A 15,070-nucleotide genomic window follows, 5' to 3' on the forward strand; every position below is an offset into this window, starting at 1 on the left:
ACTAAAAAACATCTCATATTTATATGAGATGTTTTTTAGTATGGCTCAGTTGCGTTTAGTACGACATTTAATAAGCCAGGGGTCTTCTTCACGAAATGTTTTGACACAGATACTTCTATTCTTTCTGAAGTAAAAGCTATGCATAGGATTAAAAAAGAAGAGATTGATTTACGGGACCAGTCTGTCCAAAATTAGAAAGAATTCATCCATCAATTATTACGTATACGTTGTTCAGTAGCGATATCGAAAAAGTGCGCTTTAGTTAAACTAAAAGCTAATGGAAGTTTATCGGTAGCTTTAATTTCGGAACGAGCGTTGATTCGTGCAACAAAGTTTTGACTCGAAAGTTTTCCATGAATCATCGTTTCAGCACCTAATAATTCAGCAACTTCTACTGTAATTTCGACGGTGGATTCAGGAGAAGATTGAAGAACGATTGGTTCATCATGAATGTCTTCGGGACGAATGCCGAGTATGATTTCTTGTCCGTTATACCCTTTTTTCTTTAATGTTTTTAGTTGGCCATCTGGTACTTTGAAGCGAATATTCTCTATATAAAAATAGTTATCTTGTAATGTTCCGGTAAAGAAATTCATAGCTGGAGAACCAATGAATCCGCCAACAAAAATGTTTTCAGGAGTATCATATACTTCTTTTGGAGTACCCACTTGCTGTATGAGCCCATCCTTCATAACAACAAGGCGTGATGCCATTGTCATTGCTTCTGTTTGATCGTGTGTCACATATATAGTGGTCGTATTTAAACGGCGATGAAGTTTAGAGATTTCTGAACGCATACTTACACGTAATTTTGCGTCTAAATTGGATAGGGGCTCGTCCATTAAAAATACTTTTGCGTCACGGACGATAGCTCTTCCTAGTGCAACCCGTTGGCGTTGTCCACCTGATAATGCCTTTGGTTTTCGTTTTAAATAATCTTCAAGCCCTAAGGTTTTCGCCGCCTCTGTTACTCGGCGATTAATTTCATCTTTTGGAAGTTTGCGTAGTTTCAAGCCAAACGCGATATTATCATAAACAGACATATGTGGGTATAGTGCGTAATTTTGAAATACCATCGCAATGTTGCGATCTTTTGGAGCGACATCATTCATACGCTCTCCATCAATATAAAATGAACCATTGGAAATGTCTTCTAGACCCGCAATCATACGTAGAGTTGTTGATTTTCCACATCCAGAAGGACCGACAAATACGATAAACTCTTTATCTTCAATATGTAAATTAAAATCAGAAACAGCAGTCGTTTTATTATCATAAACTTTAAAAATATGATCTAATACAAGTTCTGCCATGATTACTCACTCCTTTTCATTAATTGATTGAATTATAAGTTTATTTCAGGCGTAGGTAAATTGGCAGAGTGCACAAAAGAATGAGAGGTTTTTATGCAAGTTTACAAATTTACGATACGAGAAAGCACCTGTAGGACGTAAGTCCACCTTTAGGTATGGAATGAAAGTATCACTTTTGCGTAGAAAAACATGTTAAAAGGGCTTCAAAGTCATGCAAAAGACTCTAAAACAATGGTGTTCTCAGAAAAATGAATATTGTATGAGGTTGCATGGATCAATTTCATTTCTTGCGTAAAACAATATATATCGTCAAGTACAAGAACCTAAAACATAATGAAAATCCAACACTCTATAAGGTAATAGTACCGTAGCTTATGAACCTATATGGCCTTTCATGGGAGTGTCAAGAGATATCTAGAGAAAGAAAGGCCATATAAACTGCTACTGCACCTTCAAAAGTTTTTATATTAATTCCTGTTTTTTCAATGAATTTATCAATTCGATACTGCAAAGTATTACGATGTAAATATAATTGTTTCGCTGCAAGAGATACATTTAAGTTACATTGGAAGAATACTTTAACGCTATCTATTAGTTCTTTATCATTTGAAATGTGTGCCAATAATTGATTCGTGTACTTTTTTCTTTCTTCTTTTGATAATGAAATCATTAATTGATAAGGGAGCAGTTGTTCAATGTGTGTAATTTTTTTGGATAAATAGGGAGAAAGAACAGAAAATAATTTTCGCTCCCATTGATACAGATAAGCAAATTCAGTTGTTTGCGTATAGCGTCTGCCAATAAAGAAGGATAGGGATATAAAAAAATCTGTTTCTAGTGTATCAAGGGCTGCTCGCAATATAGACTCAGGTACATTTTCTTCTAATATGAGGACACCGGCTTGCGAAGTTTCCCATATCATTGTAGTAGTAAAAGAAAACATGGACTGTAAAGCATCTTGAAATTCTTCTCTCTCTATTATGGGTTGTGTTGTGAAAAAGTGTAAAAAACGAACTGATAGTATAGAAATGTTATTATTTTTGTATAATGCTTCATACCATGATTTTTCTTTTTCTGTTTTATAAAATGTATCAGTATGAATGGGCGTTAAGATGGATGAAAGCAATTGATGCTCCCTTTGATGTAATCGGATTTTTCGAATCCCGACTTTGTTTCCTTCAACTAAAAACCAGCTATAATCTTCAGACAACACAGCTGCATTGATTTTGATATCCTCACCATAGTATGTTTTTAATTGTTGAATCATAGGAACACTCTCCTTTCTAAAATAATAGTATCAATATAGTAAAGAAGCATAGATTCATTGCGAGTATCTTTAAAATTTCGAGCTAGAATCTGGTTTGTTTTTGCTAGAATTGATAGTGTTTCTGTATTGTGAAGGAGATAGATTCGTTTCTCGTTTAAATGATTGTGCAAAGAATGATTGGGAAGAAAAACCGGTAATGGTTGAAATGTTAGAAATCGAATAGTTGGTAGTTTCTAATAATATTTTGCTTTCTCTAATACGAGTTTGAATTAAGTATTCAATAGGCGAAACACCGACGAATTTCCTGAAGGAATGAGATAAATAATATTTATTAATATGACTGATTCTTGCTAATGTATCCAGACTTATATTTTCGTGAAAATGCCGCTTAATATAGTTTTTAATCAATTCAATATCTTTATTGATTTTTTGAGTAGATGTTTTTTCTACATTAAAAGATTTTTTTCTCATCATTTTAAGCAGTAAAATTTCCAGAATATTTTGTATAATTAAATCGTAATCTTCTTGATGATTTTCCACTTCCTCAATTAATTGCTGAAGGTAGAAGAGGAAGTTCTTTTGATCCTGTTTATAGTTGTGAATAGTGACTTGACTAGGATTTTCTATGGATGAAAAGGACAAACCTTGAATACCAAGTGCGATGTATTCGAGTGGGTGATTCGTATCAGATTTTTCTGTGTGCTCGATATTTGGATTGATGATAATCAAATTGTGCTCTTGGACAGGGATTTCTTCTTTGTAAAAGATAAAAGTTCCTTTGCCCTTGGTAATATACAATAGCTCTGTAAAGTGATGCGCATGAATGGTACTATGCCAATCTTTATCGTATTTTGATTTTGTTATATAAAGAAGTTTTACTGGAAGATGGTTTCGTTGAATTTGTGGAATCTCATAAACTTCATTGGACAAATGAATCCCTCCTTCGTAGACTTTTTATCTATGTTATAAAGATTTTAGTGGGATATTCAGTAAAAAGCAAGATATCTAAAAAACAGAACAAGATGTTTATTGTGAAAGCGTTATCTATTTTGTATTCTTTAATTATGAAAGGAAGATTAGGAGATGGGGGTAAATAAAGATGAAAAAAAAGTTATTGTTGTCTGGAATGACAGCTTTGTTATCTTTTAGTTTAATAGCTTGCCAAGGTAATACTACAAAAGTTGATAACTCTAAGGATGGTAAAGGCTCCAGTGAAAAACAAACCCTTCATGTGGCAACACTTGAATCGGCTTATGGTAAAGAGATGTGGAGCAAAGTCATTGACGCATATGAAGCTGCTAATCCAAAAGTTGATGTTAAATTGACGGTGGACAAAAATCTTGAGGATGTCATAGGCTCAAATATGAAAGCAGGAAAATATCCAGATGTTGTGTTGTTGGCAACCGGGAGAAAACAGGCACTAACAGAAACTTTAATTAAAGATAAAGCATTAGAAGACATTACCGATGTTTTTGATAAAAATGTTTATGGTGAAGATGTTAAAGTCAAAGATAAGTTAGTACCAGGGCTTACTGGTACACCTGCGACTAATCCTTATAATGACGGTAAAATTTATATGGCACCGATGTTCTATAGTCCAACTGGATTATTCTATAATGCTAGTTTATTTAAGGAAAAAGGTTGGGAAGTGCCGAAGACTTGGGACGAGATGTGGGCCTTGGGAGATAAAGCGAAAGCAGAAGGAATTTCATTATTTACTTATCCTACAACAGGCTACTTTGATACATTCTTCTACTCTTTACTACTAGGGGTGGGTGGACCTGAGTTATTTAATAAAGCTATGAAATATGCAGATGGTGTTTGGGAAACTTCTGAAGCAACAAAATCTTTCGAAATTATCGGAAAATTAGGAAAATATGCAGAACCAACTACTGTTGCGAATGCAAATGATAAAGACTACAAGAAAAATCAACAATTGGTTCTCGATAATAAAGCTTTGTTTATGCCAAATGGTACATGGGTAGTTGGTGAAATGAAAGAAGCTCCTCGATCTAAAGGGTTTGAATGGGGCATGATGGCTTTACCAACAATTGATGCTAATAGCGACCGTTATGCATTTACTTTCTTTGAACAAATGTGGATTCCTTCGGCAGCTAAAAATAAACAACTTGCTAAAGATTTCATGACGTTTGTTTATTCGGATAAAGCAGCTGGAATTTTTGCTGAATCGAGTGCGATTCAGCCTATCAAAGGCCTTTCTAATAAACTGACAGGTGAAAATAAATCATTCTATAGTATCTATGATAATGGGGTGAAAGTGGGAATAGGTGGATTTGCTGCAACGAAAGCCGTTGAAGGTGTAAGTATGCCGGATACATTATTTAGAACGATTGACAGTGTTATTTCTGGTGATAAAAAGGTGAAAGATTGGCAAAGCTCTGTTGAAAAAGTGAGTGACCAATTACGGTCTGCATTAAAATAAATTAGTTTTCACTACGTACAATGGTGAGTCGCTAGTCTCACCATTGTACTTATTAACTGAGGTGATGGCATGAATAAGACAACAGAAAAAAGAATTTTTATTTTTGTTTGTACTGCACCCGCACTAATCCTGTTAGCCATTTTTATGATTGTTCCTACGATTGAGGTATTCAGGATGTCCTTATATAAGTGGGGAGGGTTTTCTAATAATAAAGTATTTGTTGGATTAGAAAACTTCAAGATTTTATGGAATGATATGAATTTCATTCGATCTCTCCAGAACAGTATCGTATTAATTGTTATTGTTACACTTATCACGATGGTGATGGCGATCTTGTTTGCTACTTTGTTAACGAGAGAAAAAATAAAAGGTAAAAGTTTCTTTCAAATTATTTTTTATCTCCCTAATATCTTATCCGTTGTAGTTATCGCGGGAATATTTTCTGCAGTTTATGATCCGACTACAGGATTGTTAAATAATATACTTGCTTTATTTAACCTTGAAAATCTTCAAAAGATGTGGCTCGGCAATCAAAAAATTGCTATCTACAGCATTGGCGGGGCACTCATTTGGCAAGCGATTGGTTACTATATGGTTATGTATATGGCGGCAATGGCAAGTATTCCGGAAAGTTTTTATGAAGCATCTGCTTTGGAAGGTGCTGGACGGGTCAGACAATTTTTCAGTATTACTTTACCGTTAATTTGGAATAACATTCGGACGACGTTAACTTTCTTCGTTATTAGTACGATTAATTTAAGTTTTCTACTCGTTCAAGCGATGACTGGCGGCGGACCTGATGGATCGACGGAGGTGTTTTTAAGCTACATGTATAAGCAGGCTTACACTAATTCTTCTTACGGTTACGGTATGGCTATTGGGGTGGTCATTTTCCTATTCTCATTCGCATTATCTGCAATTATCAGCGGTGTTACTAAAAGGGAAGTGTTGGAGTATTAAGGAGGGCCAAAAACGATGGAAACACAAAAAAGAATGAATACAGAAACAGCTTATCGAGATCCCAAAACGGTGGAAACCAAAAAAGAAATGATTGTAGAAACATCTTATCAAGCCCCAAAAACAATGAAGCCCCAAAAAGGAATGACTACAGAAGCAATATATCGCTGTTTTATATATGTTGCACTGATTACGTTAGCAATTTCTATTATTATTCCTGTTGCATGGGTTTTCTTAGCTTCAGTGAAGCAAAATTCAGAATTTTACGGAAGTCCTTGGGCCATGCCGAAAAGTTTCTATTTTCAAAACTTTATCGATGCTTTCCAAAAAGCAAACATGGGTACCTACATGTTGAATTCAGTCATGGTAACTGCGTTGGCTCTGCTTATTCTATTGATTGTGGCCTTACCAGCAGCCTATGTGTTGGCAAGATATACCTTTAGAGGAAGTAAATTAATAAATACTTTTTTTAAGGCGGGATTATTCATCAATGTGAACTACATTGTTGTTCCAATTTTCTTGATGTTATTGGACGGAGATACCTTTTTACGAGGTCAACTGGGTGATGGATTTCTACTAGACAATTTATTTATTTTAGCTGTGGTATATGCGGCGACGGCGTTACCATTTACCATTTACTTGCTGACTAGTTTTTTTCAATCACTTCCATCCACGTATGAGGAAGCGGCGTTGGTCGATGGTGCCGGATATTTCAAAACAATGATTTCAGTCATGATTCCGATAGCTCGTCCAAGTATTATTGCCGTCATTTTGTTTAATTTTCTTGCCTTTTGGAACGAATACATTATTGCCTTAACGTTAATCCCAGGACCGAATAAAACGTTACCTGTTGGGTTAATGAACTTGATGGCAGCTCAAAAATCTGCTGCGAACTATGGTCAAATGTATGCAGGAATGGTTCTTGTCATGCTGCCAACTTTGATTTTATACATCATTGTTCAAAAAAAATTAACACAAGGAATGTCCCTTGGTGGTTTAAAGGATTAAAGGAGGATTTACATGAAAAAGAAAAAAGGCCGTGTTACTTTACCGAGTGAAGAAAATTTTCTTAAGGAAACAAAAGAATTGATGGAACGATGGGGTGCGGATGCGATTCGCGATAGTGATGGAACGAAACTAGATGATGATATTAAACAATTGGATGTAAAAATTTATACGACTTATTTTGTTGCTCGAGCTCACAATGAGTTCGCAGAGAAGCACATGGATGAATGCCAGCAACTTTATTTAATGAGCTTATTCAATACTGCGCTTACTGCCACCCTTGAAATTGATTTTATGAAAGGCTACTTTGAGGAACAATTAAAGCCGGATTACGTTCACAATCCTAAAAAATACTGGGAGGTTATTGACCGGACAACCGGAGAAGTTGTTGACGTTAATGATTGGGAAGTAAATGAAGAGCAAAATCGTGTTTTGATTACGAAGGCGATTCCTTGGCATGAATATACGGTTTCATTCCTAGTCTATGCGATTTGGGATCCAACCCAAATGTACAATCATATTACCAACGATTGGGGTGATAAGCCGCATGATATTCCTTTTGATGTCAGGCAGCCACATTCCAATGAATTTATGAAAACCTATTTAAAACAATGGCTGACAGAAAATCCAGATACAGATGTGGTTAGGTTTACAACGTTTTTCTATCATTTTACCCTTGTGTTTAATAATCTTGGCAAAGAGAAATTTGTCGATTGGTTCGGTTATGGTGCTAGTGTTTCAGTTGCTGCTTTGGATGCTTTTCAAAAAGAAAAGGGCTATCGCTTAAGGCCAGAGGACATTGTTGATCAAGGCTATTATAATACTGCATTTCGAATTCCAACTCCTGCTTTTTTAGATTATATAGATTTTGTTCATAAGTTTGTTGCTGAAGAAGCAAAGAAACTTGTGGATATTGTCCATGAAAGTGGAAAAGAAGCGATGATGTTCCTTGGTGATAACTGGATCGGTACAGAACCATATGGGAAATACTTTGAAAATATCGGATTGGACGCAGTTGTAGGCAGTGTGGGCGGTGGAGCCACATTACGTATGATTGCAGATATACCACATGTTCGTTACACAGAAGGGCGATTCCTGCCTTATTTCTTCCCAGATACTTTTTACGAAGGTAACAACCCGGCAATTGAAGCGAATGAAAACTGGTTAACGGCGCGAAGAGCTTTACTACGGAACCCTGTTGATCGTATCGGCTATGGCGGTTATTTAAGTCTAGCTTATCAATTCCCAGAATTTATCTCTTATATTGAAAAAGTTACGGAGGAGTTTCGTGAAATTCATGACACGATCAAAGGCGTTCAACCATATAGCGGTCTTAAAGTTGCAATTTTGAACTCTTGGGGCAAGTTGAGAACTTGGCAAACACATATGGTTGCTCATGCTCTATGGTATAAACAAATTTATTCTTATTTAGGTGTTTTAGAATCCTTGAGCGGGGCTGCCGTGGAAGTTTCGTTCATTAGTTTTGATGATGTTATTAACGATGGGATACCTGAGGATATTGACGTTATCATTAATGCTGGCGATGTAGGCACAGCTTTTTCAGGAGGGGCTAATTGGATTAATGAAAAGTTAGTCACTACAATCAGGGCCTGGATGTATAATGGCGGAGGCTTCATAGGAATTGGTGAACCGACAGCCTATCAGCATGAAGGACATTATTTTCAATTGGCGAACGTCTTAGGTGTTGACAAAGAACTAGGATTTAGCTTATCCACAGATAAATATTTTATTAATCCTGTTGAAAATCATTTTATTTCTGCTGACAGTACCCAATTTGATTTTGGTGAAGGAATGAAAAACATTTATGCGTTATCAGAGGAAACCGAAATAATCGAATATTCGAATGGAGAAGTTCGCCTTTCTAGTCATCCGTTTGGAGAAGGCAGTGCTGTCTATATCGCAGGGCTGCCGTACAGCGAAGAAAATACACGTCTGCTGATGCGCGCGTTATACTATGCCGCCCATAAAGAAGGAGAATTTCAAAAGTATCATGCGAGCAACATTTATTGTGAAGTTCATGCATATCCATCTATTCAAAAAATGGCGATTGTTAACAACTCGATGATCGAACAAATGACAGTTGTATATGATGGACAAGGAAACAGAAAAGAAGTGACGTTGGCACCTAGTGAAATCAGGTGGGAGGATGTTTCAAATGAAGGCTAGCGCTTTATTCATTATTAAAATTGTTGTGTTTATCGTATGTCTGTCTTTGATTATCAACTACCAAAAGACAGCTGGCAAATTTGAACTAGGTATGATGTTGATTGGATTAGCTGGTCTCTTAGGGCTACTTTATGACTACAATCGGAAATACGTATAAATCAACCAAGGATAGTGAATTAATCAAGGAATAGCATATATATGTTCAATAACAATCATAAGAAATTAACCAGTAGTTTAAATACAAGCTTAGAGGTGTGGACAAATGAAAAGGGCAATCGGCATTGATATTGGAGGAACAAAGATTGCAACAGGAATCATTTCGGATACGGGCAAACTGCTTGAACGTGCGGAAGTAAAAAGTGATCCTTCAGACCGGGAAAAAATGTTTGGTAGAGTCGTAGAAGCTGTGGAACAAGTTCTCAAAAAATCATCGATTTCAATCGCTGATATTGAGGGTATTGGCGTTGGGGTACCGGGAAAAGTGGATCGTGAGCAGGGTGTCGCTGTTTTTCAAAACAATTTACCTTGGAGACAGTTTCCTATTTCGGTCCGTTTGCAGGAGCAATTTGGTATCCAGCGAATCACGATTGACAATGATGTCTATATGGCGGCTTTTGCCGAATGGAGAGCAGCGCATGTAAAAAGGAATGAAACCTTTGTCTACGTGACTATAAGTACGGGAATCTCCTGTTCTATCATTCATAAAGGCTCATTTTTTAGAGGGGCAGGATTTGCCGGAGAACTGGGTTTGATTCCTGTCCACTCGAAGGGGATCAATGAACGATTAGAAAAAATCGCTGCTGGGCCAGGGATCCAGAGGATAGCCGAAAAGGAATTACAGGGAGATACTATTTCAACCAAGGATGTTTTTGCTAGTTATATAAATGGGGTACAGGAATATCAGTCCATCATCAACCAGGTAACTGATTATTTAGCTCAAGGGCTTTATACGATTTCCTGTTTATTGGATCCGCACAAAATGGTTTTTGGTGGCAGTGTCATTGTGAAAAATCCTTTTCTGTTGGAGTTGATTAAAGAAAAGCTAAAAATCTATCAGCTTCCTGAACAACAACATCTTTTAAATCAGATGAGCATCAGTACATTGGCGCAGAATAGTGGAGTTGTTGGTGCGGGAGTACGAGTATTTGAAGGTATGTAATGTGGCATCGCCGGTCTTCATTTTTGGAGAGAATACTGGTAAATAGGTAGAGGAGTGGACGAATATGTTTACATTAAGTCAAGAAAATTTAATTTCGTTAGGTGCATCGATAACAACGGCGGAAATAAAACGGCAGCCTGATTTATGGGCTGAAACCTTTGCTTTGTATATGGAGAAAAGCGGGGGAATTGAAGAGTTTTTGCAAAAATTATTAACGAAACACAGCCGAGTTCGAGTTATTTTTACAGGCGCTGGAACGTCTGCCTATGTCGGTGAGACAGTTACCCCTTATCTAAAAGAAAAAGTCAATGAACAACAGTGGGAAATGCTAAGTATTCCGACAACCACTTTGGTTTCAAATCCTTACCAATTTTTAAAAAAGGATTTTCCAACCGTACTCGTTTCATTCGCTAGAAGTGGGAACAGCCCGGAAAGTGTTGCTGCCGTACAATTAGCTGAGCAAATAGTAACTGATTTGTATCAGATAACGATTACTTGTGCTAAAGATGGTAAATTAGCCAAACGGGCAGTGGGGAATGAAAATAATTTATTGCTATTGATGCCTGAAAAATCGAATGATCAAGGATTTGCAATGACAGGAAGTTATACGTGCATGGCGTTAACGGCATTACTCGTTTTTGATTCTTTATCGATTGAAGAAAAATCGAAGATAGTGAAAAAAATTCATCAAATGGGTGAAAGTGTCATTCAAAGGGAAGACGTCATCCAAGAGATAGTAGATTTTGATTTTGACCGAATTATTTACTTAGGTTCTGGTAGTTTAGAAGGCTTAGCGAAAGAATCACAATTAAAGATATTAGAACTGACAGCTGGAAAAATTGTCACCGCATTTGATTCACCGCTGGGGTTCCGACATGGTCCAAAATCATTTTTAAACGAAAAATCATTAGTTTTTGTGTTTGTTTCCAACCAACCTTATACACGTCAATATGATTTAGATATGTTAAAAGAAATGCAGCAGGACAACATTGCCAGCTATATCTGCGCCATCGAGGTTGATGGAGAAACCAATTATGCTGGGAACAGGTTTGTATTCGGCAGCGAGGCCCAGTCTATACCAGATGCTTACTTAGCATTACCTTTTGTCATGATTGGGCAAACAGTTTCACTGTTTGCTTCCGTGAAAGTAGGTAATACACCGGATACACCTTCACCGACAGGAACGGTGAACCGTGTCGTCAAAGGTGTTACCATCTACGAATATCAGTAACTAGGGTAGGGGAAAAATACATGCCTATTTTTATCTTTGCAGATAAGTTTTTTCTTGAGGGGAAGGTTGCAGGGCCTGGTTTTTTGGAGATAAAAGATGGGGAATTCGGTGTTTTTTCAGAAAACAGGCCAGAGGAAGCGGCCGAAATTATTGAGTATACAGGACATTGGATTGCTCCTGGTCTAGTAGACACACATATTCATGGATTTAGAAATTACGACATTATGGACAATGATTTTGAAGGGCTGAATCAAATTTCGGTAGGACTCCTTTCTTGCGGAGTCACATCCTTTTTACCGACAACCTTAACCTCTTCGGTAGAATTGTTGAATAACGTCGTTGAAATGATTGGTGCCAAATACACGAAAGTGCAAGGCGCAAAAATTAAAGGGATCTTTTTAGAAGGGCCGTTTTTTACTGAAAAACATAAAGGGGCACAAAACACGAAATATTTTTGTGACCCATCGGTTGATATGTTGAAAGTTTGGCAGAAATTATCAAATGATTCTATTAAAAAAATTGCGATTGCACCTGAAAGAAAAGGTGCAATGGAATTTATTGAATATGCTGTGGGAGAAGAGATTACAGTGGCGTTGGCCCACAGTGACGCAACTTATGAAGAAGCAAAGAAAGCGATTGAAAAAGGGGCTTCCATTTTTGTTCATACTTTCAATGGAATGAGTCCGCTGCACCACCGTGAGCCGGGAATGGTCGGAGCGGCCATGAATCTAAAAGGTGTTTTTGCCGAAATCATATGTGATGGACATCATGTTCATCCCGTTGCCACAAATATTTTAATGAATGTCCGTGGCAGAGAAAAGATTGTTATGGTGTCCGATTGTATGATGGCTGGAGGTATGCCTGAAGGAACTTATCAACTGGGAGAATTTCCTGTGAAAGTAAAAGATGGGATGGCTCGTTTAGAAAGCGGAGGTTTAGCAGGTAGCATTTTGCAATTAAAAGATGCTGTCAAAAATGTCGTCGAGTGGGGAATTGCCGCGCCCGAGGAAGCGATTTACATGGCGAGTACTGCACCCGCTAAAAGTATTCAGCTTGATGGGGAATGTGGGAAGATTGCCGAGGGATATGCCGCTGACTTTATTGTGCTGACGCCAGCGATGGATTTAGCTGCTACCTATCTTGATGGTGTATGCCGTTTTCAAGCTTAAATATTTTTCTGAAAGAGGGATTACCAATGATTTTATCTGTCACTATGAATCCATCCGTCGATATTTCCTATCCGATTCATGAATTAAAGTTAGATGTTGTCAACCGTGTAGAAACGGTTCGTAAAACTGCTGGTGGAAAGGGCTTGAATGTTGCGCGAGTGATCGCTCAAATGGAAGAAGTTGTCCTAGCGACAGGTGTGCTTGGTGGTACGATTGGTGAATATATTATTCAAGAATTAAATAAAAGCAATATTCCAAATGACTTTTTAAAAATTAAAAAAGAATCAAGAAATTGTATTGCCATTCTTCATGAAGGGATGCAAACAGAGATTTTAGAATCTGGGCCGACATTATCCAAAGAAGAAGGGACAAATTTTTTAGAAAAATTTGAATGTCTGCTTACAACAGCTTCACTTGTGACAATTTCGGGCAGTTTGCCGAAAGGGTTACCGACTAACTTTTATTATCAAATGTTAGAAATCTGTAATAAAAATGGAATTCCAGTGATTATGGATTCGTCAGGGGAATCATTGAAAAACGCTTTGGTGAATAAAGAAAAACCATTTGCCATCAAACCAAATACAGCGGAATTATCTCAGCTGCTGGGCATTAACATGGAAGCGGGAATCATTGATCTGAAGCAAGCATTAAACCATGAACTATTTACTGGGATTGAGTGGATTATCGTGTCAATGGGTGGTGAAGGTGCCTTTGTCAGGCATGGCGAGGATTATTACAGAGTTACGATTCCCAAAATAGCAGTGGTCAATCCTGTTGGGTCTGGTGATGCAACAGTTGCAGGGTTAGCTGCGGCACTACATCAAAATCAAACGGTCGAGACTGTTCTTAAAACGGCGATGGCTACAGGAATGTTAAATACCATGGAAGCTGGAACTGGTTATATTAATATGAATAAGTTTAAACAATGCTTTGATCTCGTTAAAGTTGAAAAAATAGATTGATAGAGGAGAATGTCGATGTTAGAACTAACCAAAAATAAATTGGAAGCGCTAAAACGGTTATCTGCTGAAAATGGCATAATTGGAGCATTGGCTATTGATCAACGCGGTTCATTGAAAAAAATGCTTGCATCTGGCGGTGCAAGTCATGTTGGAGACGAGGGCATTATCCGTTTCAAAGAATTGGTTTCTGAGGAATTAACACCATTTGCAACAGCGATTCTTTTGGACCCGGAATACGGTCTGCCAGCGGCTAAGGTCCGCGATAAAGAATCAGGTTTAATAGTAGCGTATGAAAAAACTGGATACGATGCGTCAGAAGTAGGACGGTTGCCGGATTTATTACCGGAATGGTCAGTGAAACGGTTAAAGGAAGCTGGTGCCGATGCTATTAAATTCTTACTCTACTATGATTTCAATGAAGATGAAAAAATTAATAGCTATAAACATGTCTATATGGAACGTATCGGATCCGAGTGTGCAGCTGAAGACATACCATTTTTCTTGGAGATTGTTACTTATGATGCTGAAAGTGCTGATGTGAAAAGTAAAGCATACGCAAAAATAAAACCGTATAAAGTGATTGAGGCCATGAAGGAGTTCTCGAAACCACAATACAAAGTAGATGTTTTAAAAGTAGAAGTTCCAGTAGATATGAACTTTGTGGAAGGATATACAGAAGGTGAATTTGTTTACAGTAATGAAAAAGCAGCTTCCTATTTCAAAGAACAAAGTGAAGCAACCGAGCTGCCGTTTATCTTCCTGAGTGCAGGAGTAAGCGCAAAATTATTTCAAGAAACATTAAAATTTGCTAAAGACTCTGGTTCTACCTTTAACGGAGTGTTATGTGGTCGGGCAACCTGGAAAGACGGTGTGATACCGTTTACTATAGGCGGTGAACAAGCAGGTCGTCATTGGTTAAAAGATATTGGTAAAAGGAATACTGAAGAACTGAATCTCGTATTGAAAGAGACAGCTAACTCATGGTTTGCTAAAGTAAAAGTAGCAGCTGAGCTTCAAAGTTAGTACAATATCTTTTCTTCCATATGTCCTTCATTTCTTGAACATATATTTGTACCAGAACGACTTTTTAAATGGAATGAAGAAAAATGAGTAGGCATTCGTCTGCTCATTTTTTTATGCGTTCAATTTGGTCGTACATTCTAGGGTGAAAGCCCAGAACAGTTAAGGTAGTAGTAATCATGACTAAGGGGAGGAGGGACGATTTTTTTATATATATAAACTGAAGAATATTAATTATCGTGTAAAATCAAATCGATTGAATGTAGTAAGATTCAAAAATATACATAAAAAGGTAACATTATCCTTATTTTGTAAGCGTTTTAAAAAGACAATATAACTAAAAAAAGAAACAATATC

General features: G+C 37.2%; 13 protein-coding genes and 1 pseudogene. 11 read left to right on the forward strand and 3 right to left on the reverse strand.

Features of this window, described 5'->3' with window-relative positions; all coding sequences use genetic code 11:
* Nucleotides 1-93 precede the first annotated feature (93 nt).
* Nucleotides 94-195 (forward strand): annotated as a pseudogene (locus tag V7038_RS25975) (IS6 family transposase); the annotation flags it as partial.
* A 14-nt stretch (nt 196-209) separates the two neighbouring features.
* On the opposite strand, the gene V7038_RS25980 reads toward V7038_RS25975, so the two are convergent.
* The 3 genes from V7038_RS25980 to V7038_RS25990 all read right to left on the reverse strand — a co-directional run bounded on the left by V7038_RS25980 (nt 210) and on the right by V7038_RS25990 (nt 3,510).
* On the reverse strand, nt 210-1,313 hold the full coding sequence (locus V7038_RS25980) for an ABC transporter ATP-binding protein (RefSeq protein ID WP_002200809.1): 1,104 nt from the start codon (nt 1,311-1,313) through the stop codon (nt 210-212).
* Nucleotides 1,314-1,716: 403 nt separating this feature from the next.
* Nucleotides 1,717-2,580 carry a PucR family transcriptional regulator gene (locus V7038_RS25985; RefSeq protein ID WP_070139163.1) on the reverse strand — a complete coding sequence of 288 codons (864 nt, stop codon included), beginning with the start codon at nt 2,578-2,580 and terminating at the stop codon, nt 1,717-1,719.
* A 69-nt stretch (nt 2,581-2,649) separates the two neighbouring features.
* Complete coding sequence (locus tag V7038_RS25990) at nt 2,650-3,510, reverse strand: AraC family transcriptional regulator (RefSeq protein ID WP_335695850.1); 861 nt, start codon at nt 3,508-3,510, stop codon at nt 2,650-2,652.
* Nucleotides 3,511-3,679: 169 nt separating this feature from the next.
* On the opposite strand from V7038_RS25990, the gene V7038_RS25995 reads away from it, so the two are divergent.
* The 10 genes from V7038_RS25995 to lacD all read left to right on the forward strand — a co-directional run bounded on the left by V7038_RS25995 (nt 3,680) and on the right by lacD (nt 14,716).
* Nucleotides 3,680-5,023, forward strand: a complete 1,344-nt coding sequence (locus tag V7038_RS25995; RefSeq protein ID WP_335695851.1) for a carbohydrate ABC transporter substrate-binding protein — start codon at nt 3,680-3,682, stop codon at nt 5,021-5,023.
* 69 nt (nt 5,024-5,092) lie between these two features.
* Nucleotides 5,093-5,983, forward strand: coding sequence for a carbohydrate ABC transporter permease (locus tag V7038_RS26000; protein ID WP_002202310.1), 891 nt, complete (start codon nt 5,093-5,095; stop codon nt 5,981-5,983).
* 15 nt (nt 5,984-5,998) lie between these two features.
* Nucleotides 5,999-6,988, forward strand: coding sequence for a carbohydrate ABC transporter permease (locus V7038_RS26005; RefSeq protein ID WP_002202309.1), 990 nt, complete (start codon nt 5,999-6,001; stop codon nt 6,986-6,988).
* Between the two features lie 12 nt (nt 6,989-7,000).
* The gene (gnpA, locus tag V7038_RS26010) at nt 7,001-9,172 is read left to right on the forward strand and encodes a 1,3-beta-galactosyl-N-acetylhexosamine phosphorylase (protein ID WP_335695852.1); all 2,172 of its coding nucleotides are present in this window, start codon (nt 7,001-7,003) and stop codon (nt 9,170-9,172) included.
* A complete protein-coding gene (locus V7038_RS26015; protein ID WP_002202307.1) occupies nt 9,162-9,329 on the forward strand; it encodes a DUF6903 family protein in 168 nt (55 codons plus the stop codon). The genes gnpA and V7038_RS26015 overlap by 11 nt, the downstream gene beginning before the upstream one ends.
* 105 nt (nt 9,330-9,434) lie before the next feature.
* The gene (locus tag V7038_RS26020) at nt 9,435-10,331 is read left to right on the forward strand and encodes an ROK family protein (protein WP_335695853.1); all 897 of its coding nucleotides are present in this window, start codon (nt 9,435-9,437) and stop codon (nt 10,329-10,331) included.
* A 64-nt stretch (nt 10,332-10,395) separates the two neighbouring features.
* Nucleotides 10,396-11,562 carry an SIS domain-containing protein gene (locus V7038_RS26025; protein ID WP_002202305.1) on the forward strand — a complete coding sequence of 389 codons (1,167 nt, stop codon included), beginning with the start codon at nt 10,396-10,398 and terminating at the stop codon, nt 11,560-11,562.
* A gap of 20 nt (nt 11,563-11,582) precedes the next feature.
* A complete protein-coding gene (gene nagA, locus V7038_RS26030) occupies nt 11,583-12,731 on the forward strand; it encodes an N-acetylglucosamine-6-phosphate deacetylase (RefSeq protein WP_070139170.1) in 1,149 nt (382 codons plus the stop codon).
* A gap of 26 nt (nt 12,732-12,757) precedes the next feature.
* Entirely contained in the window at nt 12,758-13,693 is a 936-nt protein-coding gene (lacC, locus tag V7038_RS26035; protein ID WP_070139171.1) for a tagatose-6-phosphate kinase, read from the forward strand.
* Nucleotides 13,694-13,708: 15 nt separating this feature from the next.
* On the forward strand, nt 13,709-14,716 hold the full coding sequence (lacD, locus tag V7038_RS26040) for a tagatose-bisphosphate aldolase (RefSeq protein WP_002202302.1): 1,008 nt from the start codon (nt 13,709-13,711) through the stop codon (nt 14,714-14,716).
* Nucleotides 14,717-15,070 lie beyond the last annotated feature (354 nt).

It is taken from the genome of Bacillus sp. JJ783 (genome assembly GCF_036963225.1).
GTDB lineage: Bacteria > Bacillota > Bacilli > Bacillales > Bacillaceae_G > Bacillus_A > Bacillus_A cereus_U.

Excerpts from the sequence above, each read along its gene's own strand:
- lacC (WP_070139171.1), top strand. The coding sequence starts at position 12,758 with ATGATTTTATCTGTCACTATGAATCCATCCGTCGATATTTCCTATCCG.
- V7038_RS26005 (WP_002202309.1), top strand. The coding sequence starts at position 5,999 with ATGGAAACACAAAAAAGAATGAATACAGAAACAGCTTATCGAGATCCC.
- nagA (WP_070139170.1), top strand. The coding sequence starts at position 11,583 with ATGCCTATTTTTATCTTTGCAGATAAGTTTTTTCTTGAGGGGAAGGTT.
- V7038_RS26025 (WP_002202305.1), top strand. The coding sequence starts at position 10,396 with ATGTTTACATTAAGTCAAGAAAATTTAATTTCGTTAGGTGCATCGATA.
- V7038_RS25985 (WP_070139163.1), bottom strand. The coding sequence starts at position 2,580 with ATGATTCAACAATTAAAAACATACTATGGTGAGGATATCAAAATCAAT.
- V7038_RS26000 (WP_002202310.1), top strand. The coding sequence starts at position 5,093 with ATGAATAAGACAACAGAAAAAAGAATTTTTATTTTTGTTTGTACTGCA.
- V7038_RS25980 (WP_002200809.1), bottom strand. The coding sequence starts at position 1,313 with ATGGCAGAACTTGTATTAGATCATATTTTTAAAGTTTATGATAATAAA.
- gnpA (WP_335695852.1), top strand. The coding sequence starts at position 7,001 with ATGAAAAAGAAAAAAGGCCGTGTTACTTTACCGAGTGAAGAAAATTTT.
- V7038_RS26020 (WP_335695853.1), top strand. The coding sequence starts at position 9,435 with ATGAAAAGGGCAATCGGCATTGATATTGGAGGAACAAAGATTGCAACA.
- V7038_RS25995 (WP_335695851.1), top strand. The coding sequence starts at position 3,680 with ATGAAAAAAAAGTTATTGTTGTCTGGAATGACAGCTTTGTTATCTTTT.
- V7038_RS26015 (WP_002202307.1), top strand. The coding sequence starts at position 9,162 with ATGAAGGCTAGCGCTTTATTCATTATTAAAATTGTTGTGTTTATCGTA.
- lacD (WP_002202302.1), top strand. The coding sequence starts at position 13,709 with ATGTTAGAACTAACCAAAAATAAATTGGAAGCGCTAAAACGGTTATCT.